The 24,385-nt window shown below is 44.6% G+C and carries 24 protein-coding genes and 1 tRNA gene; 23 read left to right on the plus strand and 2 right to left on the minus strand.

Going from position 1 to position 24,385, the window contains the following annotated elements:
* The first annotated feature begins 60 nt into the window (after nucleotides 1-60).
* The 5 genes from A3729_RS14940 (at nucleotide 61) to sixA (ending at nucleotide 3,735) form a co-directional block, all read left to right on the plus strand.
* On the plus strand, nucleotides 61-1,248 hold the full coding sequence (locus A3729_RS14940) for a PP2C family protein-serine/threonine phosphatase (protein WP_068515264.1): 1,188 nt from the start codon (nucleotides 61-63) through the stop codon (nucleotides 1,246-1,248).
* Nucleotides 1,249-1,312: 64 nt separating this feature from the next.
* Complete coding sequence (locus A3729_RS14945) at nucleotides 1,313-1,822, plus strand: STAS domain-containing protein (RefSeq protein ID WP_068515259.1); 510 nt, start codon at nucleotides 1,313-1,315, stop codon at nucleotides 1,820-1,822.
* 150 nt (nucleotides 1,823-1,972) lie between these two features.
* A complete protein-coding gene (locus A3729_RS14950; RefSeq protein WP_068515257.1) occupies nucleotides 1,973-3,004 on the plus strand; it encodes an NAD(P)H-dependent glycerol-3-phosphate dehydrogenase in 1,032 nt (343 codons plus the stop codon).
* A gap of 3 nt (nucleotides 3,005-3,007) precedes the next feature.
* A complete protein-coding gene (locus tag A3729_RS14955; RefSeq protein ID WP_068515237.1) occupies nucleotides 3,008-3,274 on the plus strand; it encodes a DUF4389 domain-containing protein in 267 nt (88 codons plus the stop codon).
* 2 nt (nucleotides 3,275-3,276) lie between these two features.
* Entirely contained in the window at nucleotides 3,277-3,735 is a 459-nt protein-coding gene (gene sixA, locus A3729_RS14960; protein WP_068515010.1) for a phosphohistidine phosphatase SixA, read from the plus strand.
* A gap of 342 nt (nucleotides 3,736-4,077) precedes the next feature.
* On the opposite strand, the gene A3729_RS14965 is transcribed toward sixA, so the two are convergent.
* Nucleotides 4,078-5,229 (minus strand): aminotransferase class V-fold PLP-dependent enzyme, encoded by a 1,152-nt coding sequence (locus tag A3729_RS14965; RefSeq protein WP_068515235.1) that lies wholly within the window; start codon nucleotides 5,227-5,229, stop codon nucleotides 4,078-4,080.
* 222 nt (nucleotides 5,230-5,451) lie between these two features.
* Between A3729_RS14965 and A3729_RS14970 the strand changes: the two genes are divergently transcribed.
* The 3 genes from A3729_RS14970 to A3729_RS14980 are packed head-to-tail and all read left to right on the plus strand — an operon-like array spanning nucleotide 5,452 to nucleotide 7,760.
* Nucleotides 5,452-6,246, plus strand: coding sequence for a 4'-phosphopantetheinyl transferase superfamily protein (locus A3729_RS14970; RefSeq protein ID WP_156495052.1), 795 nt, complete (start codon nucleotides 5,452-5,454; stop codon nucleotides 6,244-6,246).
* 42 nt (nucleotides 6,247-6,288) lie between these two features.
* Complete coding sequence (locus A3729_RS14975; protein WP_068515229.1) at nucleotides 6,289-7,185, plus strand: radical SAM protein; 897 nt, start codon at nucleotides 6,289-6,291, stop codon at nucleotides 7,183-7,185.
* A gap of 2 nt (nucleotides 7,186-7,187) precedes the next feature.
* Nucleotides 7,188-7,760 (plus strand): DUF1285 domain-containing protein, encoded by a 573-nt coding sequence (locus A3729_RS14980; protein ID WP_068515227.1) that lies wholly within the window; start codon nucleotides 7,188-7,190, stop codon nucleotides 7,758-7,760.
* Nucleotides 7,761-7,797: 37 nt separating this feature from the next.
* Here the strand turns inward: A3729_RS14980 and yhbY are convergent, their stop codons facing one another.
* On the minus strand, nucleotides 7,798-8,100 hold the full coding sequence (yhbY, locus tag A3729_RS14985; protein WP_068515219.1) for a ribosome assembly RNA-binding protein YhbY: 303 nt from the start codon (nucleotides 8,098-8,100) through the stop codon (nucleotides 7,798-7,800).
* A gap of 143 nt (nucleotides 8,101-8,243) precedes the next feature.
* On the opposite strand from yhbY, the gene rlmE reads away from it, so the two are divergent.
* The 15 genes from rlmE to A3729_RS15065 all read left to right on the plus strand — a co-directional run.
* Nucleotides 8,244-8,861, plus strand: coding sequence for a 23S rRNA (uridine(2552)-2'-O)-methyltransferase RlmE (gene rlmE / locus A3729_RS14990; RefSeq protein WP_068515313.1), 618 nt, complete (start codon nucleotides 8,244-8,246; stop codon nucleotides 8,859-8,861).
* A gap of 214 nt (nucleotides 8,862-9,075) precedes the next feature.
* Complete coding sequence (ftsH, locus tag A3729_RS14995) at nucleotides 9,076-11,025, plus strand: ATP-dependent zinc metalloprotease FtsH (protein ID WP_231872064.1); 1,950 nt, start codon at nucleotides 9,076-9,078, stop codon at nucleotides 11,023-11,025.
* A gap of 28 nt (nucleotides 11,026-11,053) precedes the next feature.
* Complete coding sequence (folP, locus tag A3729_RS15000; RefSeq protein ID WP_068506644.1) at nucleotides 11,054-11,890, plus strand: dihydropteroate synthase; 837 nt, start codon at nucleotides 11,054-11,056, stop codon at nucleotides 11,888-11,890.
* A gap of 28 nt (nucleotides 11,891-11,918) precedes the next feature.
* Nucleotides 11,919-13,262 (plus strand): phosphoglucosamine mutase, encoded by a 1,344-nt coding sequence (glmM, locus tag A3729_RS15005; protein ID WP_068515215.1) that lies wholly within the window; start codon nucleotides 11,919-11,921, stop codon nucleotides 13,260-13,262.
* A gap of 89 nt (nucleotides 13,263-13,351) precedes the next feature.
* Nucleotides 13,352-14,110, plus strand: a complete 759-nt coding sequence (gene tpiA, locus A3729_RS15010; RefSeq protein WP_068508998.1) for a triose-phosphate isomerase — start codon at nucleotides 13,352-13,354, stop codon at nucleotides 14,108-14,110.
* A gap of 84 nt (nucleotides 14,111-14,194) precedes the next feature.
* Nucleotides 14,195-14,590, plus strand: a complete 396-nt coding sequence (secG, locus tag A3729_RS15015) for a preprotein translocase subunit SecG (protein ID WP_068515214.1) — start codon at nucleotides 14,195-14,197, stop codon at nucleotides 14,588-14,590.
* Nucleotides 14,591-14,603: 13 nt separating this feature from the next.
* Nucleotides 14,604-14,688: transfer RNA gene (locus A3729_RS15020), tRNA-Leu, on the plus strand.
* 394 nt (nucleotides 14,689-15,082) lie between these two features.
* Nucleotides 15,083-15,616, plus strand: a complete 534-nt coding sequence (gene rimP / locus A3729_RS15030; protein ID WP_068515210.1) for a ribosome maturation factor RimP — start codon at nucleotides 15,083-15,085, stop codon at nucleotides 15,614-15,616.
* 26 nt (nucleotides 15,617-15,642) lie between these two features.
* Complete coding sequence (gene nusA / locus A3729_RS15035; RefSeq protein ID WP_068515311.1) at nucleotides 15,643-17,139, plus strand: transcription termination factor NusA; 1,497 nt, start codon at nucleotides 15,643-15,645, stop codon at nucleotides 17,137-17,139.
* Between the two features lie 24 nt (nucleotides 17,140-17,163).
* Entirely contained in the window at nucleotides 17,164-19,695 is a 2,532-nt protein-coding gene (gene infB, locus A3729_RS15040; RefSeq protein WP_068634027.1) for a translation initiation factor IF-2, read from the plus strand.
* A 28-nt stretch (nucleotides 19,696-19,723) separates the two neighbouring features.
* Nucleotides 19,724-20,155, plus strand: coding sequence for a 30S ribosome-binding factor RbfA (gene rbfA / locus A3729_RS15045; protein ID WP_068553620.1), 432 nt, complete (start codon nucleotides 19,724-19,726; stop codon nucleotides 20,153-20,155).
* A gap of 5 nt (nucleotides 20,156-20,160) precedes the next feature.
* Entirely contained in the window at nucleotides 20,161-21,195 is a 1,035-nt protein-coding gene (gene truB / locus A3729_RS15050; protein WP_068515203.1) for a tRNA pseudouridine(55) synthase TruB, read from the plus strand.
* Between the two features lie 108 nt (nucleotides 21,196-21,303).
* Nucleotides 21,304-21,573 carry a 30S ribosomal protein S15 gene (gene rpsO / locus A3729_RS15055; RefSeq protein WP_068509647.1) on the plus strand — a complete coding sequence of 90 codons (270 nt, stop codon included), beginning with the start codon at nucleotides 21,304-21,306 and terminating at the stop codon, nucleotides 21,571-21,573.
* Nucleotides 21,574-21,896: 323 nt separating this feature from the next.
* Complete coding sequence (pnp, locus tag A3729_RS15060) at nucleotides 21,897-23,990, plus strand: polyribonucleotide nucleotidyltransferase (RefSeq protein WP_068515201.1); 2,094 nt, start codon at nucleotides 21,897-21,899, stop codon at nucleotides 23,988-23,990.
* Between the two features lie 133 nt (nucleotides 23,991-24,123).
* A partial coding sequence (locus tag A3729_RS15065; protein ID WP_197475867.1) for a YiiD C-terminal domain-containing protein occupies nucleotides 24,124-24,385 on the plus strand: 262 nt, incomplete at its 3' end.

The following is a 24,385-nucleotide window of genomic DNA, read 5'->3' on the forward strand; positions in this document are numbered from 1 at the left end:
TGTGATTAATTAGTGAGTATTGTATTGACCTTATTAAATAATGTTTGGCAGGTATAGATCATGGATCAGCTAGCTGAACATATTCTGGTGCTAGACCCTCATAAAGAGGACTTGTTACGCTTGGCAGATTATCTGTGTGCCAAGGGCTATCAAGTAAAAACTGCATCAACGATCGATAACGCAAACGAGTTATTGGCAAGTACTTCAGTAGATTTGGTGTTTGCTGATGTAACCAATGCCGATATTGCTCACTTATCATTGGGTCAGGCTGATAGTTACCTTATCCCTTTGGTTGTTGTATCGGAAACGCCAAACTCTGGTGATGTGGTCGCGTGTTTAAGAGCAGGTGCTTCGGACTACATTCTAAAACCTGTCAATGACTATATTAATGTTGATCATGTGATCGATAGAATCCTAGAGAAGGTTCGTTTAAGTAAGCATAATAAGCATTTACAGAAAGAGCTTGAAGAAGGCTATAAGAAACTGAGCGCGGGTCTCCAGGAATTGAGGGCTGACCAAAAAGCCGGCTTGCAAATTCAAAAGAAAATGCTGCCAAAAAATGAAAAGAAAGTGAACGATATTTTCTTTGAGCATCGAGTGATGCCATCTTTGTACTTAAGCGGCGATTTCTTAGACTATTTTAATCTTGACGATCATCGTAGCTTATTTTATTTTGCCGACGTTTCTGGTCATGGTGCATCGTCTGCATTTGTGACGGTATTGCTGAAAAACCTGACGATGCGTTTAAAGCGTAACTTTAAACGCGGCTCTAGTGATGAGATTTCGTGTCCGAATGATTTCTTGAAGCGTGTTAATCTTGAGCTGTTGGCAAGTGATTTGGGAAAGCATGTAACGATGTTTGCAGGTATTCTCGATGAGAAAAACCAGGAATTACGATATTCGGTAGGAGGGCATTTCCCTATGCCAGTATATTGTGAGCAAGGGCGGGCAGAGTATTTAGAAGGTAAAGGAATGGCCGTTGGTTTATTTCCTGAGCCAGAATTCGAAGTCTACCATCGGAAAATTACACCGGAATTTCGAATCACGGTATTTTCTGACGGTATTCTCGAGGTGATGCCCGGCGAGACTTTGAATGATAAGGAACAGCTACTACTGGACGTTGTAGCAGAAAACAGGGCGGGTGTAGCGGAGCTATTCTCTTCCTTAGGCTTGGACGACTTAAAAGAAATACCTGATGATATTGCCTTTCTTTCGGTGAGTGCAGTCAGTGACGGAAGTAAAAGGTAGCGATATGCAGAACATACGTTCCATATTGAATATGTCAATCACAAGCATTAAAGGTTGAGCGACTATGTCTAAATGTAAAATACTACAAGCAGAATGCAGCGGCGTTTATGTGTTGAAATTGGTGGGAGAGGTTCGATTGAATCTTTGCTCAACGATTGACTCTGCTATTGAAGCAATGACGTCTGACCCTGAATTTGCATCAATCGTTGTTGATTTGAGTGAGACGACTTTAATTGACAGTACCACTTTAGGTTTGCTTGCTCGCTTGGCTATTCAGGCGAAGCAAAAAAGCCACTTCTTGCCTTCCATTGTATCGACTAACCCTGACATTACTCGTGTCATAACGACAATGGGCTTCGAAAGTGTCTATCTTATTCTAACTGAACCGGCAGACTCGAGCCAACGACTGACTGAGCTGGCACCCCAAGATATTACCGAAGAAGAATTAAGAACCAATGTTCTCAATGCTCACAAGGTTTTGATGAACCTGAACGAGCACAACCGTGAACAGTTCAAAGACTTAGTGGCGACACTTGAAGGCGATGTAGAGGAACAGGCCTTTGTTGCGGGCTAAGGTGAATAAAGCTTAGTTATTAATATTATGTCAGGAAGCAAAGTATTTTGGCTTTCCTGCTTCAGGTTTCTCTTGTGACCTTCTATTATTGTCTTGCAGCAAAAAGAGCTGGCAAACAAGTCTAATCAACTAAACAAGAGATCTTAAATCATGTCACATAGCAAATCGGCTATCGCTGTTCTGGGTGGTGGAAGTTTTGGAACTGCGATTGCTAATATTGCTGCCGAAGCCGGGATTAAGACATATTTATGGATGCGCAGTGAAGAATCCGTAGAGTCCATTATTCAAACCAGGGTTAATACCAAGTATCTGCCTGATTTGTCCTTGCATGAAAACCTAATTCCAACAACGAGCTTAAGTGACGCCGTTGACAATGCCTATATCGTATTTTTTGCCGTGCCGAGTAAATCTTTTCGGGCAGTTGTAGAAAATGCAAAATCCTATCTTAAGCCTGATCAATGGGTGGTGAGCACTACAAAAGGGATCGAGCCGGGCACACTAAACCTGATGAGTGATATTTTGCGGGCAGAGCTTCCCGGTTTTCAGGTGGGCGTTATGGGCGGGCCAAACCTAGCCAAGGAAATAGCCAAACATGAGCTAACGGCCACGGTGATTGCAAGCGAGTCCTCAGACTTAAGAAAGGGTGTTCAGGATGCACTAGGCTGCTCCTATTTTAGAGTCTATGCCAGTGCTGATGTTTATGGTGTTGAGTTAGGCGGCGCGTTGAAGAATATTTACGCTATTATGGCGGGTGTCGCTGCAGCCAAGGGTTTGGGTGAGAATACGATTGCCATGCTGCTTACACGAAGCCTGGCTGAAATGGGGCGCTTTGCGCAAACGCAGGGTGCTAATCCGCTCACTTTCCTAGGTTTGTCGGGCGTGGGTGATTTGATTGCGACCTGTAGTTCCCCGCTAAGTAGGAATTACCGGGTGGGTTATGCCTTTGGTAAAGGGAAAACCTTGGAGCAGGCCGTAGAGGAGTTGGGTGAAGTTGCGGAAGGGGTGAATACTCTGGCTCAGGTTAAGCGCTATGCGGACGATAACGATATATATATGCCATTAGTACAGGGCTTATATATGATGATTTACAAACAGGTACCTTTGTCAGTTATCATCGAAAAATTGATGTCTGGTGAGCAGAATACTGATGTTGAATTTACTTTAGCAAAGCACGAGGTGTAGCGCGTGATAAAAGTTTTATATTTGATCCTTTTTTGTTTGATTTATAGTCTTACTGATATTGTTTTGGTTGTAATCGCTCTCGTTCAAACCGTGTTAAAGCTTTCAACGGGAGAGCCTAGTGAATCTTTAAAAGATGCCGGTAGGACTTTGGGCTTGTACCTAAAACAAATTAGTGAATTCCTGAGCTACGCAAGTGAAGTGAAGCCCTATCCATTTTCTGATTGGCCGCAAGCAAAAGCTAAAGACAAGCTTCTGGATGAGATTAAGTAGCGATGAAGCTCTTTATTTCCAGGCATGGTGAGGCATCATTTTATGCAGAAAGCGACTTCTCTCGCCCCTTGACAGAAAGAGGTGTGCAGCAGACAAGTGCTTTAGCAAAAGAGCATTTGAGTATATTAAGTGAGGTGAGCCAAATTTGGGTGAGCCCCTTACTAAGAGCTCAGCAGACGGCAAAGGTTTATCAAGACCAGCTGAAGTGCGATGTTCATACCAAGCCTTTTATTACACCCGACTCCTCGCCGAAACAAGTGCTTCGTCAGCTTAATCAGGCCGGAATTGATAATGTGCTGTTGGTATCGCATCAGCCATTGGTCGGAGACTTAGTGAGCCTATTGGTTGAAGGTAATACCTATCAACCTCATCCTTTTATCACGAGTGAGCTAGTAGTACTGGAGCTTGAGCTGATGGAAGCCGGCCTAGCTTATTTACACCAGGATCTTATCCCGCACTAATAATTCACAGGTCTCTTTGTTAGCCCGGTGTGCTCTTAAGCCGGGATCCATGAGGGTCAGAACGAGGTATCGACGTAGCTGGTTTCCTGGTAAAAACACCTCGGGAATGATGAGTTCGGGGAGATGTTCTACTCTGCCCTGAATTGCACCCATTTTATAGAGGAGCTCTATAGAGAATTATTATTCCTCTGTGCAGCAAAGCGCTCCGTGCCCTCTGTGGTTAAGGGGTTTAATCTTGAAATCAAAACCAAAAAACAAATCCACCACAGAGGACACAGAGCGGCAGGTGGCCTGCACGGAGAAAGCCAAAAGAAGGGTTCTTAAATGAATGACTCCAATTATTTAGACTAAGTCGCGCAGAATCTCTACAGCCCGGTTGATCACTCGCTTGGTGGTATAAAAGTGCGGGGAAAAACGAATACCTCCTCCCCGGTTTGCACAGATTACTTTACGTGACATAAGTGTTTGATATAGCTCAGTGCTGTCCTTCCCCTCAATGCGAAAGCAGATAATGCCACTTTGACGCGCTTGGTTTTTATTTTCAGGAGAAATGAAACAAAGGTCATCAATGGTTTGTAATTGTGCCTTCAGATAGTTCGTTCGTTCGCATATGGCTTGATGAATATTGTCGATGCCTATATCCAGCAGTAGCCCCAAACTGGCATTTAAAGCCTGTACCCCCAGCATGTTGGGGCTGCCACACTCAAAGCGTTTTGCGTCCTTTGCTGGCGTCCATTCGGGCGAGTCGTAGTTGCCGCGCTGTTCGATCATATGCCAACCGAATTGATTGATCTTCAGTGTTTCGATATGTATGCCTTTCACATAGAAAAGCGCTAAACCTTCGGCGGCCATCATCCACTTATGTCCATCGGCAACAATGAAATCAGCATCGATTAAGGTTTGATCGAAAGGTAATGCGCCCAGACTTTGTATGGCATCCACACAAAGGAGGCATTGTTCTGCTTTGCATAGCTGGCTAAGAGACGGGAGGTCAATTGTAATGCCGCTTGCATACTGAACAGAGCTAATAGAAACCAGCCTGGTCTTGGGGCTTATCAGCTGTTGTATCGCCTGCACAGGGTCTTGTTTGTCTATATCTGCTACGTTTACAGTGACACCAAACTGGCTCAGGGATTCCCAGACTATGCGATTAGACGGAAATTCCTGATTGCTGATAATTACTTCATCACCTGCTTGCCATTCAATGCCATAGGCAATCATTGACAGTGCCTCGGAGGTGTTTTTTGCCAGTGCGATTTCATGGGTAGATGATAGGCCGATTAACTTGGCCAAGCGCTCGCGCAGTTCTTGCTCGACCTGTAACCATTGAGGGTAGTGCTGAGCGCCGCTGTAAACATTTTCTTTGGCGAACCTGGCAACGGCTAGCTCCGTACATGCAGGCCAAGGGCTTACCGCAGCGTGATTCAGGTAGCATAATTCCTTGTCTTGAGGGAATTGTGTTTCAGCTTGGGGGAAATGGGTAAAGCTTGGCATGTTGACACCGTTTTGAGCTTGTTGGACCGGGAGAAGCTCTGATGATATACGAAATAAGATGGCATTTTAATGTTTTCGTATCTGATCAGGGCATTCTTTAAAACGCCGATGTCGATGGAGACTAAAGCAGTGCCGACAGAGCTTTCTTTTGTTAAGCTGTTCTGCCTGATTCAAAGCTTGCGTTTATAGCGAGCTTTGTGGCGAGTGTATGTGGAAGGTTTTGTGAATTTATCGGTAAAAGCTATGCAAGCTCAGCGCATAGATCTTTGGCTCTGTTCCGTTGAACGTATAAATGTGGCGTCTCATATTGATGAGTTTCTTGCTCTTTTGAGTGAGGACGAACGTGTGCGATACGAACGTTTTGTCTTTGAAAAAGATCGTCATGTATATCTCGTATCGCGCTATCTCTTACGCACCTTGCTTAGCCGATATCTCCCCGGGAATTCACCTAAAACATGGTGCTTTAATTATAATGATTACGGTAAACCTGAATTGCCGAATTACCCGCTGAGCTTTAATTTGTCGCATTCTGACAATCATATCGTACTGGCTTTTTCTCGTGATGAGGTGTTGGGGGTGGACATTGAATCGCATAAGCGTGAGGTTGATTTTCAGCCTTTGGCCAAATACTCGTTTTCAACCAAGGAATACGCCCAGATAGAGAAGCTCGACCAAGAAGCATTTCGAGATCGTTTCTTTTCTCTCTGGACTTTGAAAGAAGCTTATATGAAAGCAGATGGGCGAGGCATGTCTATTCCGCTTAAAAGCTTTTCCTTTCTATTTGATGATTCTAATCGTTATTTGGCGCGTTTTGAGCCGGAGCAAAAAAGCGATTCTGACCCTTGGCTTTTTTGGCAGTTCGAAACAGATTTAGACTGCTTTATCTCTCTTGCTACTCAGTCTAATGGACTTGCTAGGGGGGAATATCGTATCGAAACTAAAGAAATTACCGGTCTCGATAAGGTTCGTGAGCTCAGTTTGCCCCATAGAGAGCTCGCTAATAAAGACTTGTGTTAGAATAAACGATTAGATTCAACCAATAGTTGCCGTGATTATTTTATGAATTATTTGCCTATCAATTACATTGAGCCCGTATTTCGTCCACCTTCAGAAGCTAAGTCTTTGATTCTTCAAGTTACCAATGGTTGTTCATACAATAAGTGCACCTTTTGCGATATGTATACAGCTGAACAGAAGAAGTTCAAGCCCAAAAAGATCGAAGAGATAGAGCAAGAAGTGAGTGCAGTGGCGAAGAGCATGCCGAATGTCGGGCGTTTCTTTTTGGCAGATGGTGATGCAATGACTTTGTCGTTCCGCCGCCTCAAAGAAATACTTGAGTGTATTAATCGCTACTTTCCAGATAAAGAACGTGTTACTGCTTATTGCTTACCCAGAAATATTAAGAAAAAAACGGTAGAAGAGCTGGCTGAGTTGAGAGCGTTAGGCCTAAGCATGGTATATGTGGGCTGTGAATCCGGTGACGACAAAGTCTTGGAATGTGTGGTTAAGGGTGAGACTTACGAAAGCTCTAAAGACGCCTTACTCAAGTTAAAAGCTGCAGGCATCAAGTCTTCCGTGATGATATTAAATGGCTTGGGTGGCAAGAAGTTTTCAAAGCAACATGCCGTTAACTCTGCCAAGCTTATGAATGAAACACAGCCAGAGTTTGTATCGACGTTAGTAGTTTCTTTTCCGATGGGTGAAGAGCGCTTTAGGGCTGGATTTAATGGTGATTACGAGCCATTAGAACAATTGGATTTATTTCATGAGATTCGTACCCTGATTGCTAATTTTGAACTGGAAAATACAGTATTCCGTTCCGACCACGCGTCTAATTATTTGGTGCTAAAAGGTAATTTAGGGGCAGATAAGCAAGCGATGCTAAGTAAAATTGATCTGGCTTTGAATAAGCCTGGTGCAATTCCTCTTAGGCAAGAGTGGCAGCGAGGCCTATAACTATGGCAAAAATAGATGGTGAGGGGCTGCATAGGGACCTACCGACAATCGCGACCCAGATAAGAGAATTAGTTGGCGAGGATGATAGCTTGCCACCTGTTGAAACGTGGCAGCCGGAGCGAGTTGGCGAGATAGATATACGTATTGATTCCCAGGGTGAGTGGTATTATCAGGGAGACAAGATGGAGCGGCAGGCAGTGGTTCGCCTGTTGTCGCGGATATTACGCCGTGATGGTGAAGATTTCTTCCTGGTGACGCCTTACGAGAAAATGAAAATTACGGTGGATGATGCGCCCTTTGTTGTCGTGATGGTAGATCGCGAAGGTGAGGGTGAAGCGCAAAAGCTGCATTTTTCTACCCAGCTAGGCGATTACTTCACCTTGTCGGCAGATCACCCGCTCGAGGTAAGCTATAACGAACGCCAGGAACCGTCGCCATACGTGAAGGTAAGACATGGGCTTATGGCAAAATTGAGTCGGCCGGTTTATTACGAGTTAGCAGATTATATTTGTGAGCGCTCGGAGCAAGATACTGAGCTTGGTGTTTGGAGTGCTGGGCAGTTTTTTAAATTTTAGAGAGGTGCGTATGTCGCACCCCATTTGTATTTTAAGGTTAACGAATTAGGTTTGAAAGCTTAGGGTTAGGCTTCTTGTTCTTCTTAAGTAGCACCGCGATTTTTCCTATTGTTTGAACTAGCTCGGCGCCACTTTGTTCGACCAGCTCAGTGATGAGTGCACTGCGGTCATCGCGGTCACCAATTGCTACTTTAACTTTAATTAGCTCATGATCATTGAGTGCGCGATTCAGTTCTTCCATTAGGCCTTCGCTTAAACCTTTATCTCCGACTATAATCACCGGGTTTAGGTTGTGTGCGATAGTGCGATAATGTTTTTTGTCTGCAGAACTTAAGCTCATGAAAATAACCCGTAGTAGAAATCGTATAGTAAGTAAAAGTATTAACGGCGCGCATTCTAACAGTTATTTTATTTGATTGATAATGCCGCTAAATGTCAGGCTTATGCTCTGACAGGGCAGCGAGAATTTTTAAAGAGGGTGGTATGGCTCGTTCAAAATCAAGTTCCAAGTGGTTGAAAGAGCACTTCGATGATCAGTATGTAAAACAGTCACAGGAAGATGGGTATCGTTCTCGTGCCAGCTACAAATTGTTAGAGATTCAAAAAAAAGACCGCCTGTTTAAGCCGGGTATGACGGTGATTGACCTGGGGGCAGCGCCTGGTGGTTGGACTCAGGTAGCGCAAGAGCTGGTTGGGCCAAGTGGAAAGGTAATCGCTAGCGATATTTTATCTATGGATGCCTTGCCTGATGTGACTTTTGTTCAGGGTGACTTTACTGAAGAAGACGTGTTTGATCGTCTTATGGCAGAAATTGATGGTCAAGTAGACCTTGTAATCTCAGATATGGCCCCCAATATGAGTGGGAATGCTGCTTCTGATATACCCAATGCGATGTATCTGGTTGAGTTAGCTCTGGATATGGCGCGACAAACTTTAAAACCTAATGGCGCATTTATCGCTAAGGTTTTTCAGGGGGAGGGCTTTGACTCCTTGATTGGAGATATGCGACAGATGTTTACTAAGGTATATAGCCGTAAGCCGGACGCTTCAAGGGCCCGCTCGCGGGAAATCTATCAAGTAGGTGTTGGGTTTAAGGGTTGAATGCCTTACAAATTAAAGGTGTTTAAAACTCCTGTCAGGGCATAGCTATTTAAGAAATCAGGCGGTATATTGAGCCACTTTGGTTTTGCTTTGTTGTCGACTTATGTCGTGTAAGTTTTGAAATGTCTCGGAATATTATTTCGGGAAATACTAAATTAGTTTGTTTAATCGTAAATTAAGTATCTAAAGATACTGGTAAAAGAGGGATTCTCCTTTGAATGACATGGTAAAAAACCTGGTTCTGTGGTTGGTGATAGCAGCAGTTTTGTTGACAGTGTTTAACAACTTCAATGGCCAACAAAAAGTGAAGCCAATGGACTATTCACAATTCATAGAATTAGTTCAAGGGGGGCAGGTTAAGGAAGTTGCCATTGATGGTTTGCACTTTGATGTGGTGACGACCGATGGGCGTCATTATGAAACCGTTCGTCCAATGGTTGAAGACCCTGGCTTAATGCATGACCTGATTGAGAACAAGGTTCGGGTTGTTGGTAAGGAGCCAGAGCAGCAAAGTATTTGGACTCAGCTGCTAGTCGCTTCATTCCCTATTCTTGTCATTATCGCTGTATTTATGTTTTTTATGCGCCAGATGCAGGGCGGCGGTGGCGGCAAGGGACCAATGTCGTTCGGTAAGAGTAAAGCTCGTTTAATGAGTGAAGACCAAATTAAGACAACCTTTGCTGATGTGGCCGGTGTTGATGAAGCTAAAGAAGATGTTAAAGAGCTTGTAGAGTTTTTGCGGGATCCAAGCAAATTTCAACGCTTGGGTGGCAAGATTCCACGTGGCGTATTGATGGTTGGTCAGCCGGGTACCGGTAAGACATTGCTTGCCAAGGCAATTGCCGGTGAAGCAAAAGTTCCTTTCTTCTCAATTTCTGGTTCTGACTTTGTAGAAATGTTTGTCGGTGTGGGTGCTTCACGTGTGCGTGATATGTTCGAGCAGGCCAAGAAGCAATCTCCTTGTATTATCTTTATCGATGAGATCGATGCTGTCGGTCGCCATCGTGGTGCGGGTATGGGTGGTGGTCATGATGAGCGTGAGCAAACACTGAACCAGCTCTTGGTAGAGATGGACGGCTTTGAAGGTAGTGAAGGTGTCATTGTTATTGCTGCAACCAATAGGCCGGATGTTCTAGACCCAGCATTGTTAAGACCGGGGCGTTTTGACCGTCAAGTTGTGGTCGGTTTGCCAGATATACTTGGTCGTGAGCAAATTCTGAAGGTGCATATGAAAAAGGTGCCTTTAGCTGAGGATGTTGCGCCAAGTTTGATTGCCCGTGGTACGCCAGGATTTTCAGGTGCTGACTTGGCGAACCTGGTTAACGAAGCTTCCCTGTTTGCGGCACGAGCTGATAAGCGTGCAGTTGAAATGACAGACTTTGAGCTTGCTAAAGATAAGATTATGATGGGCGCAGAGCGCAAGTCTATGGTGATGTCTGAGAAGGAAAAGCTTAATACGGCTTATCATGAAGCGGGACATGCAATTGTTGGTCGTGTTTTACCAGAACATGATCCGGTTTATAAGGTAAGTATTATTCCGAGAGGTCGTGCTTTGGGTGTGACGATGTTCCTGCCTGAAGAAGATCGTTATAGCTTGAGTCGCAAGCAGCTTATCAGCCAGATTTGTTCGCTTTATGGTGGCCGAATTGCCGAAGAAATGACATTAGGTATGGATGGTGTCACAACCGGCGCATCAAACGATATTCAGCGTGCGACAGAGATTGCTAGAAATATGGTAACCAAGTGGGGCTTGTCCGATAAGTTAGGGCCCTTGCTTTATGATGATGCCCAAGAAGAAGTGTTTTTAGGAAAGTCCGCTGGCAGTGGCGGTTCTCATGTGGCGGGTGCTACACGTAATGAAATTGATACCGAAGTGCGTTCAATTATTGATACATGTTATGCGCAAGCACAAAAAATCCTCGAGGATAATCGTTCAATTCTTGATGCAATGGCGGATGCTTTGATGAAGTATGAAACCATTGATTCTGAGCAGATTGATGACTTGATGGACGGTAAGGATCCACGTGAGCCAAAAGGCTGGTCAAGTAACGGTCGTAACGATAACGATGGTTCGAGCGACAAAAAAGCCGATAGCGAAGATGATAAGGTTGTGGATATCGCTGATGGCAAAAAGCCAACTGACGAGACTGGAGAGCAGGGTTAGGTTCTCCAGAGATGTGTTTAGTTAAATTATGAGTCAATTGTTCAAGTTCGCCAGTCGAGAGCTCGATCTGGCGACAACTCAAGTGATGGGTGTTCTTAATGTAACACCCGATTCCTTTTCTGACGGTGGTCAGTACTCTAATCTCGATTCAGCACTAAATCAGGTTGAAATAATGCTTGCTCAAGGGGCGAGTATTATTGATGTGGGCGGTGAGTCTACTCGTCCAGGTGCACAGCCAGTAAGCGTTCAAGAAGAGCTTGATCGTGTTTGTCCTGTTGCTGAAAAAATTCTTCAAAACTTCGATGTCGTATTATCGGTCGATACTAGTACACCGCAAGTCATGCGTGAAACCGTTGCGCTGGGCGCTGGTTTGATTAATGATGTTCGGGCATTTACGCGACCTGGCGCGGTCGAAGCCGTTGCGGGTGCGAATGTCGCCTTGTGTGTCATGCATATGCAAGGTAAGCCCGATACAATGCAAATTCAGCCAGAATATACGTCGGTTGTGGAAGAGGTTGAGGCCTTTTTACTTTCGCGTATTAATACGCTCAAGTCTGCTGGGGTTGATGATCAGCGTTTGATTGTCGATCCAGGTTTTGGTTTTGGTAAAACGCTTTCCCATAATCTGAGCTTATTAGCTGGCATTGAGCGACTAAAACGTATGGGGTACCCTGTGTTGGTTGGGGTTTCTAGAAAGTCCATGTTTGCTGACTTGCTGGGACGAGATGTAGAACAGCGTTTAGCTGGAAGTTTGTCTGCTGCGACACTTGCTGCCTGGCAAGGGGCCGAGATCGTAAGGGTTCATGATGTTGTTGAGACGGTTGATGCGGTGCGTGTTGTTGATGCTGTAAAGCGTGCAGGTTAGGTTTATTTAAGGGTTTTAGGGAAAAGATATGTCTTCAAGAAAATACTTTGGTACAGATGGAATTCGTGGCTGCTTGGGTGAAGGTGCAATTACACCAGAGTTTATGCTTAAGCTGGGTTGGGCTTGTGGTAAGGTTTTCAAGAAAGAAGGCCTCAGGAATCGTGTCATTATTGGTAAAGATACGCGAATATCCGGTTACTTGTTTGAGTCTGCGCTTGAGGCAGGTTTATCTGCAGCGGGTATGGATGTGCGCTTATTGGGCCCAATGCCTACACCAGCCGTTGCGTACTTGACGCGAACCTATAGGGCAAATGCCGGTATTGTTATTAGTGCTTCCCATAACCCTTATCATGATAACGGTATTAAGTTCTTTTCTTCTAAGGGTTTGAAGTTGGATGATGCTGTTGAATTAGAGATTGAATCTTGGCTTGATAAAGACCTTGAAGTCGTAGCGCCCGACCTGCTAGGTAAGGCGAAACGTATTGATGATGCAATTGGCCGTTATGTCGAATGCTGTAAGGCGACCATTCCTTCGTCGATGTCTTTGACTGGTATGAAAATTGTGCTGGATTGTGCGCATGGTGCAACCTACCAGGTGGCGCCTTATGTCTTTAAAGAATTGGGTGCAGAAATCACCACAATTGGTGTGCAACCAGATGGTTTGAATATTAATCGTGATGTAGGTTCGACAAGCCCTCAGGCGCTTGTTGACAAGGTATTAGAAGTTGAGGCTGATCTCGGGATTGCATTTGATGGCGACGGTGACCGTGTCATCATGGTTGATCATAAAGGTGAAGTGGTTGATGGTGATGAGCTGATTTATATTATTGCCAGGAATCGTCAGCAGGCTGGTCGCTTGGAAGGTGGGGTTGTCGGTACATTAATGACGAACTTTGGTGCAGAGCTGGCATTGCAAAAGCTGAATATTCCTTTTGTTCGTGCAAATGTGGGCGACCGCTATGTGATGGAGCAGCTAGTGAAGAATGGCTGGGAGCTTGGTGGTGAGAACTCAGGCCATATTATTTGCTTTGATAAAGCGAGCACGGGTGATGCAACTATTGCTGCGTTGCAGGTTCTTATTTCCTTATGGCGTGACGGTAAGAGCTTGCATGAGTTGAAGTCCGAGATGACTAAGCTTCCACAGGTGTTGAAGAACGTACGAATTAAAGAAAAAACAGACCCCATGTCAAACGATGTTATTGCCCAGGCTGTTAAAGAGCAAGGTGAGCGTTTGGCAGGGCAGGGTAGAGTGTTGTTGAGAGGCTCGGGTACGGAGCCTCTAATCCGGGTTATGGCTGAGGGCGAGGATGCGGACTTGGTGAATTCAGTGGTGAACTCTCTGGTTGAAACGGTCCAGAATGCAATTGGTTAAGTAATTGGGTAAAAAGTCGTAATGGGTTGCTTGTAAGTAAAGATTAACTCGGTTAGTATTTGCGCCCTTCTGAAAAGCTGGTGTTATATATGCGTAGCAAGATTGTTGCGGGAAATTGGAAAATGAATGGTAGTGTTGCATTTATGCAGGACTACTTGCAGGCATTTAGCGATCAAGCATCGTCTAACGTGCCTGACGATGTGCAAGTGCTAATCGCACCGCCGACAGTTTTACTTTCCGGCTTTTTTGAAGCAAGTAAAGACTCCGGTATCCAGTTGGCAGCTCAGAATGTTGCTGGTTTTGACGAAGGTGCGTTTACTGGTGAAGTATCTGCGCCTATGTTGAGCGATGTAGGTTGTCAGTGGTCGTTAGTTGGGCACTCAGAGCGTAGAGCTTTGTTCGGAGAGACTGATAGTGATGTTGTTGCTAAAATCTCCCGTTTGCTAAAGGCTGGTATTAAGCCGGTTTTGTGTGTAGGTGAGACTCTGGAAGATCGAGAAGGTGGTAGAGCGCAGGAAGTTGTTGCGACGCAAGTCGGCGCTGTGCTGAAGCAATTTTCTTCGCAAGAACTGTCTGATTTGCTTATTGCTTATGAGCCGGTTTGGGCAATTGGGACAGGCGAAACAGCAACGCCAGAGCAAGCTCAGGAAATGCACGCTTATATTCGGCAGCAGGTTTCAGAAAAGTCTGCGGACTTAGCTGAAAATATGGCAATTCTGTACGGTGGTAGTGTTAATGTAAAAACCGCCAAAGAATTGTTTGGTCAGGATGATATTGATGGTGGGCTAGTTGGTGGCGCATCATTAAAAGTGAGCGACTTTTTACAAATCTGTAAGAGCGCTGGTTAGTAATTTTTATTGTTGTTTGTTGCAATTAAGAGTTTGAGGCTCTTGATGGGGCGGGCAACTAGAGTAGAAAAATAGGCTAAAAGTATGGAATGGTTAGAGACTGCCGTTATTGTGGTGCATATTCTGGTATCACTAGGTTTGATTGGTTTGGTTTTGCTGCAGCAAGGTAAGGGTGCTGAAGCGGGTGCTTCCTTTGGTGGTGGTGCGTCACAAACCGTTTTTGGTAGTCAGGGTAGTGGTAGCTTCCTAACACATATGACCAAATACTTTGCGATTGTATTCTTTATTACCAGTATTTCTCTGGCGGTGATCGCTAAGCAGAAATCAGAAATTTCTGCAGATGATTTCATTGCGCCTGTTGCTGAGCTTGAAACCTCAGGAACTGATGAGTCGGCGACAGAGTTAGAAGGCGGTGAGTCAATTGATACGGCTGCGAAAGATGCGATGCCTGCCGAGTCAGCGGCGCCAGAGTTAGAATAAGTTTTTGGTTTTTGCCCAAGTGGTGGAATTGGTAGACACGCTATCTTGAGGGGGTAGTGGCGTAAGCCGTGCCGGTTCAAGTCCGGCCTTGGGCACCAACTTAGAAAGCCTGTCACGTTTGTGACGGGCTTTTTGCTTTTCTGGGTTTAAGTTATTTGTTCAAGTAATAGATCAATTGTGGGTAATGAACTGTAAGGTACAGTGCTTAACGGTTGACCCATTAAGGTTTGGTGCATATAATGCGGCCGAATATTGCTGCGCACGAGTATAGTCCAAGCTTGTTTATTGCTTTGATTAATATTGCTGATGTTGATTTATTAGATGTTAGCTTGTGGAAATCAACGATGCGTGAGAAAAATCTGGTAAAAGCCGCCTTTGGTGGTCTCTTGAGTGTTACTCAGAGGCTCGGTTGTTTAAGGTTGTGGTGGCTTTTTCGTGTGATGGGCTTTATGCCCATTTTTTGTTTCTGAAATATGAAAAACGGTACTGCCATTGTCTGCAAAAAAGAAGCTGTTAGAAGAATTGATTGAACCGGTCATTGAAGGGCTGGGTTACGAGTGTTGGGGTATTGAATATATGTCCCAGGGTAAGCACTCTGTGTTGCGTGTGTTTATTGAAAGCGCACAAACCGAAGAAAAACAAGAAACTGAAGTCCCTGGTGAAGTAGATGAAAATATCACTGAGGAACAGGCCAGGGAAAGCGGCATAGAGCTCAAAGATTGTGAGCTGGTGAGCCGTCAGTTGAGTGGTGTAATGGATGTAGAAGATCCGATAAACGGAGAGTATACCTTGGAGGTTTCTTCGCCAGGCATGGATCGTCCATTATATAAGCTAAATCACTATGAACGGTTTCAGGGGCACCAAGTTGCCTTGAAATTACGCATGGCCTATGAAGGTCGTCGCAAGTACAGTGGTTTACTAAAAGGATTGGAAGGAAATGATATTGTTCTTCAGGTTGGTGAAGAAGAATTTTTATTTCCTATTGAAGCGATTGAAAAAGCGAACGTAGTGCCGCAGTTTGATTGAATTTGAAGATTGGAGCGAATGACGCGATGAATAAAGAAATTTTGCTAGTTGTTGAAGCAGTTTCAAATGAAAAGGGTGTTGAAAAAGATATTATTTTTGAAGCGATTGAACTGGCTTTAGCGGCAGCAACCAAAAAACGTTACGAAGACGAAGAAGACGCCAATATTGAAGTTAAGATCGACCGTAAGACTGGTGATCACGAAACCTTCAGGCATTGGACTATCGTTGATAATGAAGCTGTTCCAGGTTTGGGTACCGAGTTGACAATGCAGGAAGCAGAGGAAATAGATACATCTCTGCAACCAGGCGATATTCATACCGAACAGGTTGAATCAATTTCATTCGGTCGAATTGGTGCTCAGGCAGCAAAGCAGATTATTGTCCAGAAAGTTCGCGAAGCAGAGCGAGAGAAGATTGTCGATAGTTATCGCGATCGCGTCGGTGAACTTGTTTCAGGTACCGTGAAGAAAGTAACACGAGATAATGTGATTGTTGATCTAGGTAACAATGCTGAGGCATTACTTCCTCGTGAGAATCTGATCGCTCGTGAAGTTTTCCGAATGGGCGACCGTGTTAGGGCGCTTCTAGAAGAAATTCGAGTTGAAGTTCGTGGCCCTCAACTTATTCTGAGCCGTTCAGCGCCAGGTATGTTGATCGAGTTGTTTAAAATTGAAGTGCCTGAGATTTCAGAAGAAGTTATCGAGATTCGTGCCGCGGCGCGTGATCCAGGTTCTCGAGCTAAAATCGCTGTAAAAACTAATGATAAGCGAATTGATCCGGTTGGTGCTTGTGTTGGTATGCGTGGAGCACGAGTTCAGGCCGTCTCAGGTGAGTTAGGTAATGAGCGTGTCGATATCATCGTCTGGGATGATAACCCGGCTCAGCTAGTGGTTAACGCCATGGCGCCTGCCGAGGTTGCTTCTATCGTAGTAGACGAAGAAACAAATTCCATGAACGTTGCGGTATCTGAAGATAACTTGGCTATGGCAATCGGTCGAGCAGGGCAAAATGTTCGTCTGGCTGGTGAATTGACCGGCTGGGAATTGAACGTTATGTCTGAAGAAGATGCAGGTAAGCAGCAGGAAGAAGAGGTTGGCAAGTATGTTGACTTGTTTATCGAAACGCTTGATGTAGATGAAGACTTGGCGACTGAGTTGGTAAATGAGGGCTTTACTTCACTAGAAGAAGTCGCCTATGTACCGATTGAGGAAATGTTAGAGATTGACGCCTTCGATGAAGATATTGTTGAAGAGTTACGTCGTCGTGCAAAAGATGCCTTATTGAATAAAGCTTTGGCTTCCGAAGAGGAACTCGAAGGTAAAGAGCCTGCAGAGGATCTATTGGCAATGGACGGCATGGACCAGCATTTGGCTTTGGTTCTTGCTAGTAAAGGTATTGTCACGATGGAAGATCTTGCAGAACAGTCTATCGATGAGTTAATGGAAGTCGATGGGATGGATGAAGAAAAAGCCGGGCAGTTAATTATGACTGCACGAGCACCTTGGTTTGAAAACCAGGAATAAAGACGGGAGTCAGGAGAATTAATCATGTCTGAAGTAACTGTCAAAAAACTGGCAAATGATATAGGTGCACCGGTCGACCGACTGTTAAAGCAAATCGCGGATGCAGGTTTACCTGCTCGTGATGAGAGCTCGGTTGTTACTGATGAAGAAAAGCAAACTTTGCTGACTTTCTTAAAGAAAAGTCATGGCGAAGAAAATGACGAGCCTAAGAAAATCACACTGAAGCGCAAGACGACATCAACTTTGAAGATGTCAGCGGGTCAAGGTAAGTCAAAAACAGTTAATGTTGAGGTGCGTAAGAAACGTACCTATGTGAAGCGCCCGGAAGTCTCTTTAGAGCTTGAACAGCAGAAGAAAGAAGAGGCAGAACGAGCAGCTAAACTAGCCGAAGAAGTTGCTGCTAAGAAAGCACAAGAAGCGAAAGAAGCTGAAGAGAAAGCTCGAAAAGAGCAAGAAGCCAAAGAGGCTGAAGCTAAGCGTGAAGCGGAAGATGCTAAGAAAAGTGAAGCGAAAGCGCCGAAGGCTGAAGTACCAGTGACGCCTGCTGAGCTTGAAACAAACGAAAAGCATAAAAAGCACAAGAAGAAAGAAAAAGTGCCTGTTGTGGATGAGGACGAAGCTCCGAAACGCAAGCATGTTAAGTCTGCCGGACACAGAGCGCCTCGTCAGCGAGATGAAGATCTATCAACAATCAGTTTAGATGTTCTTATCGATGAAGATGAGCCGCAGCCACGTAAGCTAAAGTCTAAAAAGAAGAAAGTAAAACGTACTCATGCTTTCGAGAAACCGGTGTCGCCTGTGGTTAGAGAAGTAAATATCGGTGAGTCAATCATCGTAAGTGAATTGGCAGACAAGATGTCTGTTAAGAGCGCCGTTGTGATTAAATCACTGATGGGTATGGGCGTTATGGCAACGCAGAACCAGTCTATTGACCAAGAAACTGCAGTGCTTGTTACTGAGGAGTTAGGTCATACAGTGAAATTGGTTGCTGAAGATGCGATCGAAGCTGAAGTGATTGAGAGTATCGATTACGCAGGTGAAGAGACGCCTCGTGCGCCAGTTATCAGTGTAATGGGTCACGTTGACCACGGTAAGACCTCTCTGCTTGATTATATCCGTAAAGCGAAAGTAGCTAGTGGAGAGTCAGGTGGTATTACACAGCATATTGGTGCTTATCACGTAGAGACCGGTCATGGCATGATCACCTTCCTGGATACGCCAGGACACGCAGCCTTTACAGCTATGCGTGCACGTGGTGCGAGCAGTACTGATATTGTTATTCTGGTTGTAGCAGCCGATGATGGCATGATGCCACAAACCGAAGAAGCGATTCAGCATGCGCGATCAGCAAATATGCCGATCGTTGTTGCGGTAAACAAAATGGATAAAGAGCAAGCAGATCCTGATCGTGTTAAAAATGAACTAGCGACGAAAGAAGTTATCCCCGAAGACTGGGGTGGCGATGTCCAGTTTGTAAACGTTTCTGCGCATACCGGTGAAGGTATTGATGCTTTGCTTGATGCTGTATTGCTTCAAGCTGAGCTTCTAGAGTTAACAGCTGCCAAGAACGTTCCGGCAAAAGGTGTTGTTGTGGAATCTAGCCTTGATAAAGGCCGTGGTGCTGTATCAACAGTATTGATACAGAACGGTACACTTCGTGGTGGTGATATCGTTATTGCGGGCATGTGTTACGGTCGCGTTCGAGCGATGCTTGATGAAAATGGTCAGCCAATTAAAGATGCAGGCCCGTCTATTCCAGTTGAGATACTGGGTCTTAATGGCACGCCTGATGCGGGTGACGAGTTTGTTGTTGTTGAGAGCGAGCGAAAGGCACGTGAAGTAGCTGAGTTCCGCGAAGAGAAGAGCCGAAAGGATCGCTTGCAGCGTCAACAGGCTTCTAAGCTTGAGAACATGTTTAGCAATATGGGCCAAGATGAAGTTCGTACTTTGAACGTTGTTCTGAAAACTGACGTGCGTGGTTCTTTGGAGGCGCTGACGGCATCATTGAATGACATTGGTAATGAAGAAGTTCAAGTAAGAATCGTGGGTAGTGGTGTCGGTGGTATTACCGGTACTGATGCTAACCTGGCTTTAACTACCAATGCGGTAATTGTTGGCTTTAACGTTCGTGCTGATGCTTCTGCAAGAAAGATTATTGATGAAGAAGGTCTGGATCTTCGCTACTACAGCGTTATCTACGATATTATTGATCACGTTAAGCAAGCTCTAACTGGCATGCTAGCTCCTGAGTTTAAAGAAGAGATTGTCGGCATCGCTGAAGTTCGTGACACCTTTAAGTCTCCTAAGTTTGGTCAGGTTGCGGGTTGTATGGTGCTTGAAGGTACGATCTACCGTAATAAGAAGATTCGCGTATTGCGTGACGATATCGTGATCTTTGAAGGCGAGTTAGAATCATTGCGTCGCTTTAAGGATGACGTTAATGATGTTCGTTCAGGTACTGAATGTGGTATCGGTGTTAAGAACTATGACGTAAAAGTGGGCGATAAGATTGAGGTCTTCGATAAGATCTCTGTTGAACGTACACTCGATTCGTAATTAGTTTGATTAGCGGGATAAGTAGTTAATGGCGCAAGATTTTAAAAGAACAGATCGTATTGCTGATCAAATGCAACGCGATCTGGCAGAGTTGCTTCGTTCTTCAATGAAGGACCCTCGGGTTGGCATGGTAACAGTGAATCAAGTGGTGGTGGCCAAAGACCTCGGTTTTGCCGATGTTTATGTTACCTTACTCACAGTTGATGATCTGGATGCTGATGCGGCTGAGGTAAAAAGTACGATTAAAGTACTTAACGGAGCAGCAGGGTTCTTGCGCAGCGAGCTTGGTCGTATGATCAAGCTTAGAACTATCCCGCAACTACGTTTTCATTTTGACGCTTCGGTTAAACGCGGCCGTCAACTCGATAATCTTATTTCTCAGGCTCGAAAGAAAGACGCTGATTTGTCTGTCGATGAGGGGAATGAAGATTCCAATACTCCTACGGATAACGAAGGCTAGTCCCTTTGGCGCGTAGAAGAAAAGGACGCCTGCTAAACGGGGTGTTGTTGCTTGATAAGCCTCAAGGGATGACTTCAAATTTTGCCTTGCAAAAAGCTCGGCGGATATTTGGTGCTCAAAAAGCAGGTCATACCGGAAGTCTTGATCCTCTAGCGACGGGTGTTTTACCAATTTGTTTTGGTGAGGCAACCAAGTTCTCTCGTTATCTACTTGATGCGAATAAAGGCTATTACACAACCGCGACTCTAGGAGATATCCGGACGACCGGTGATAGTGATGGCGAAACGGTCGAGATCAAAGAAGTGCCTGCACTCAGTGAAGCTCCCTTATTAAGCTTGCTAGAGAAATTTAAAGGTGACATAGAGCAGGTGCCATCTATGTATTCTGCGCTAAAGCATCAGGGTCGCCCCTTATATGAATATGCGCGCAAAGGTATCACGATAGAGCGTCCTGCACGCCCAGTTAGTATTTTCAGGCTTGAGCTCGATGAGTTACGCGAAAAGCAGCTCGATTTGACTGTCGAATGTTCGAAAGGTACTTATATTCGCTCATTAGTGGAAGATATTGGTAATGAACTGGGCTGTGGTGCGCATGTCTCAATGTTGCGTCGTTTTAAGGCCGGGCACTTCATGTTGGATAGCACTGTTAAGATGCTTGCTTTGGACGAAATGTCTCAAGAACTTGCTTTAGGTGAAGGCTTGGAAGCAGTTTTAGATGTCAATTTACTGCCAATTGACAGTTTATTGCCTGATACACCCAAAGTATGCCTAAAAAATGAGCTTGTAAGCTCGATATTAAATGGACAAGCGGTTAGAATAGCCGACTTTGAAAATACTGGCTTTGTCTGTATTTATCTGCCTGTTGATACTTTATGCCAAAATTTAAGTGTCGAGCAGACAATATTCAAGCAGTATTTTGAATCTACCTTTGAAAAAGATGGTCAGCAATATGTCTTTGCTGGTGTCGCTGAAATTGACGAAGAAGGTATGTTACAACCTAGTCGACTCGTCAACTTTAATGAAATTGCGACACAGGTATAGGTCTTTTTCAAACTAATAACGGTAGAAAGAAAACAAGTTTCGCAAACGAGTTGACTGTAAATATGCGCGGTTGGCTTAAGTTTTAATTAGCATATTGAGGAAATAACTATGGCTCTTAATGCCGAAGAAAAAGCAAAAGTAGTAAGCGAATATCAACAGTCTGAAGGTGATACTGGTTCTCCAGAAGTTCAGGTTGCATTGTTGACAACTAACATCAACAAATTGCAAGGCCACTTCAAGGGTAACAAGCACGACCACCATTCACGTCGCGGTTTGATCCGTATGGTTAACCAGCGTCGTAAGTTGTTGGACTACTTGAAGCGTAAGGACGGTCAGCGTTATTTAGACTTGATCGCTCGCTTAGGTCTACGTCGCTAAGGTGTAAGCTTTTTGAGCTTTGTTTTAGAGATGACTATGATTTTGTTATGAAGTCATAAATAAAGTACCGGCATGTCTTGAAAGATAGACATGCCGGTTCTTTTTTATCGATAATCATATTTTTTTATGTGATTGTCATCACGCTTAGTTGTTTGTGCAGCTAAGGTAAATGTAAAAGTGCTTTGTTAGAAGGCCGTAAAGTTTTATGTCTGAGTGTTTTTTCTGAGCTCGTTCTTCAAAGAAGTAAGAACACTGAGACGTAAAGCTTTTAGTCCTTGTCATTTAGCGAAGCTAAATCAAAGAAAATAAATTAAGGAGCCGATGTGAATCCGGTTATTAAAAAATTTAAGTACGGTAAGTCAGAAGTTACAATCGAAACAGGCAGAATCGCTCGTCAAGCAACAGGTTCTGTATTAGTCACAATGGACGATATCGCAGTATTGGTTGCGGTAACAGCAGCTAAACAAACTGCGCCAGGCCAAGACTTTTTCCCATTATCTGTTTTCTACAACGAGAAACAGTATGCGATTGGTAAAATCCCAGGTGGTTACATCAAGCGTGAATCGCGTCCTTCTGAAAAAGAGACGCTAACTTCTCGTCTAATTGACCGTCCAATTCGTCCGTTGTTTCCAAATGGTTTCATGAACGAAGTTCAGGTTGTTTGTACTGTTATGTCAGCAAACAAAACTGACAACTCAGATATCGCAGCGATGATCGGTACTTCTGCTGCGTTGGCTATCTCAGGTGTTCCGTTCAATGGTCCTATCGGTGCAGCACGTGTTGGCTTTACTGATGAAGATGGTTATTCACTTAACCCAACAAACGCTGAGTTGGAAGATTCGTTATTAGACATGGTTGTAGCGGGCACCAAAGACGCAGTATTGATGGTTGAGTCTGAAGCAAAAGAAATGACTGAAGACGAAATGCTGGGCGCTGTTTTGTTTGCTCACCAGGAAATGCAGGCAATCGTTACTGCTGTAACCGAGTTTGCTGAAGAAGTAGGCACTGAGAAGTGGGACTGGACTCCTGAAGAAGTGAACACTGCGCTTGCTGAAGCTGTTGCGGCTGAGTCAGCGGAAGGTATTACAGCTGCTTACTCTATTAGCGACAAAATGGCACGTTACAGTGCACTAGGTGAGCTGAAAGCTGCTGCTGTTGAGAAGCTAGTGACCGATGCGGAAGATTCACCTTCTGCAGATGACGTTAAAGCTTACTTCTCTAAGTTAGAAAAGAAAATTGTTCGTGGTCGTATCACGCAAGGCGAGCCTCGTATCGATGGTCGTGACAACAGCACTGTTCGTCCTATAAAGGTTGAAGTGGGTGTACTGCCGAATACTCATGGTTCAGCTTTGTTTACACGTGGTGAGACTCAGGCGATTGTTACGACAACGCTAGGTACCTCTCGTGATGCACAGATCGTTGACGATTATGCTGGCGAATACAAAGAAAACTTCATGTTGCACTACAACTTCCCTCCTTACTCTGTAGGTGAGTGTGGTCGTATGGGTCCTCCAGGTCGTCGTGAGATCGGTCATGGTAAGTTGGCTAAGCGTGGTCTTCAGGCGCTTATGCCTACCGCTGAGGAATTCCCATACACAATTCGTTGTGTATCTGAAATCACAGAATCTAACGGTTCTAGCTCAATGGCAAGTGTTTGCGGAAGCAGCTTGGCAATGATGGATGCGGGTGTACCTTTAGCTGCGCCAGTTGCGGGTATCGCAATGGGCTTGGTTAAAGAAGGTGATGACTTTGCCGTTCTGACTGATATCTTGGGTGATGAAGATCACTTAGGCGATATGGACTTTAAAGTAGCGGGTACTGACGAAGGTATTACTGCTTTGCAGATGGATATCAAGATCGAAGGTATCAATGAGCAGATCATGGATATCGCACTTAAGCAGGCACACGATGCTCGTATTCATATTCTTGGTGAAATGAACAAGGTAATTGATGCATCTCGCGAGAACTTGTCTGACAAGGCTCCTGCAATGCGTACCATGAGTGTTCACGCTGACAAGATTCGTGACGTTATCGGTAAAGGTGGTGCAACGATCCGTTCTATTACTGAACAGACTGGTGCATCAGTTGATATCGAAGATGACGGTTCTATCAAGGTATTTGGTGAAGACAATGCGAGTGCTCAAGCAGCTATCGATATGATTATGGGTATCACTGCTGAAGCTGAAATTGGTCAGGTTTACGAAGGTAAAGTTGAGCGTATCGTTGATTTCGGTGCATTCGTTAATATCTTGCCTGGTAAAGATGGCTTGGTTCATATTTCTCAAATCTCAAATGAGCGTGTTGAGAAAGTAACTGATGTTCTTGAAGAGGGTCAGATGGTTAAGGTTAAGGTTCTAGATGTCGATAACCGAGGCCGTATCAAGCTAAGCATGAAAGAATTAGCTGAAGCTGAATAAGCTTTAGTGATGAAACTTAGGTCACTTGCAGTGCATTGAGTGGCCATTAAAGGAAGGGAGGTTTGAAAACCTCCCTTTTTTTATGCTTAAAATACCTTCAATAAAAAAGAGTAGGAAACAGTGAGAGGCGGTAATGGTGGAAAATTATTCTAAGCAAGGGCAGGCGCTAGAGGCCTTTCTCATCAAACATCTCCCGCTGGCTCGTGCCGCCCAGGTTTCTATTGATGCCTATGATGGCGAAACACTAAAGGTCAGCGCACCGTTATCAGAGAATATTAACGATAAAGGCACCGCTTTTGGTGGAAGCTTATACAATCTCTGTGTGATCGCCGGTTGGGGAATGACTCAGCTTAAAGCTGAAGCGCTAGGGCTTAAGGGAGATATCGTTGTTGCCA

The sequence above is a fragment of the Oleiphilus sp. HI0043 genome, assembly GCF_001634935.1.

Excerpts from the sequence above, each read along its gene's own strand:
- rlmE (WP_068515313.1), top strand. The coding sequence starts at position 8,244 with ATGGCTCGTTCAAAATCAAGTTCCAAGTGGTTGAAAGAGCACTTCGAT.
- yhbY (WP_068515219.1), bottom strand. The coding sequence starts at position 8,100 with ATGAGCTTAAGTTCTGCAGACAAAAAACATTATCGCACTATCGCACAC.
- sixA (WP_068515010.1), top strand. The coding sequence starts at position 3,277 with ATGAAGCTCTTTATTTCCAGGCATGGTGAGGCATCATTTTATGCAGAA.
- rpsO (WP_068509647.1), top strand. The coding sequence starts at position 21,304 with ATGGCTCTTAATGCCGAAGAAAAAGCAAAAGTAGTAAGCGAATATCAA.
- A3729_RS14950 (WP_068515257.1), top strand. The coding sequence starts at position 1,973 with ATGTCACATAGCAAATCGGCTATCGCTGTTCTGGGTGGTGGAAGTTTT.
- A3729_RS14965 (WP_068515235.1), bottom strand. The coding sequence starts at position 5,229 with ATGCCAAGCTTTACCCATTTCCCCCAAGCTGAAACACAATTCCCTCAA.
- A3729_RS14940 (WP_068515264.1), top strand. The coding sequence starts at position 61 with ATGGATCAGCTAGCTGAACATATTCTGGTGCTAGACCCTCATAAAGAG.
- nusA (WP_068515311.1), top strand. The coding sequence starts at position 15,643 with ATGAATAAAGAAATTTTGCTAGTTGTTGAAGCAGTTTCAAATGAAAAG.
- glmM (WP_068515215.1), top strand. The coding sequence starts at position 11,919 with ATGTCTTCAAGAAAATACTTTGGTACAGATGGAATTCGTGGCTGCTTG.
- A3729_RS14975 (WP_068515229.1), top strand. The coding sequence starts at position 6,289 with ATGAATTATTTGCCTATCAATTACATTGAGCCCGTATTTCGTCCACCT.
- tpiA (WP_068508998.1), top strand. The coding sequence starts at position 13,352 with ATGCGTAGCAAGATTGTTGCGGGAAATTGGAAAATGAATGGTAGTGTT.
- secG (WP_068515214.1), top strand. The coding sequence starts at position 14,195 with ATGGAATGGTTAGAGACTGCCGTTATTGTGGTGCATATTCTGGTATCA.
- A3729_RS14945 (WP_068515259.1), top strand. The coding sequence starts at position 1,313 with ATGTCTAAATGTAAAATACTACAAGCAGAATGCAGCGGCGTTTATGTG.
- rbfA (WP_068553620.1), top strand. The coding sequence starts at position 19,724 with ATGGCGCAAGATTTTAAAAGAACAGATCGTATTGCTGATCAAATGCAA.
- infB (WP_068634027.1), top strand. The coding sequence starts at position 17,164 with ATGTCTGAAGTAACTGTCAAAAAACTGGCAAATGATATAGGTGCACCG.
- folP (WP_068506644.1), top strand. The coding sequence starts at position 11,054 with ATGAGTCAATTGTTCAAGTTCGCCAGTCGAGAGCTCGATCTGGCGACA.
- A3729_RS14980 (WP_068515227.1), top strand. The coding sequence starts at position 7,188 with ATGGCAAAAATAGATGGTGAGGGGCTGCATAGGGACCTACCGACAATC.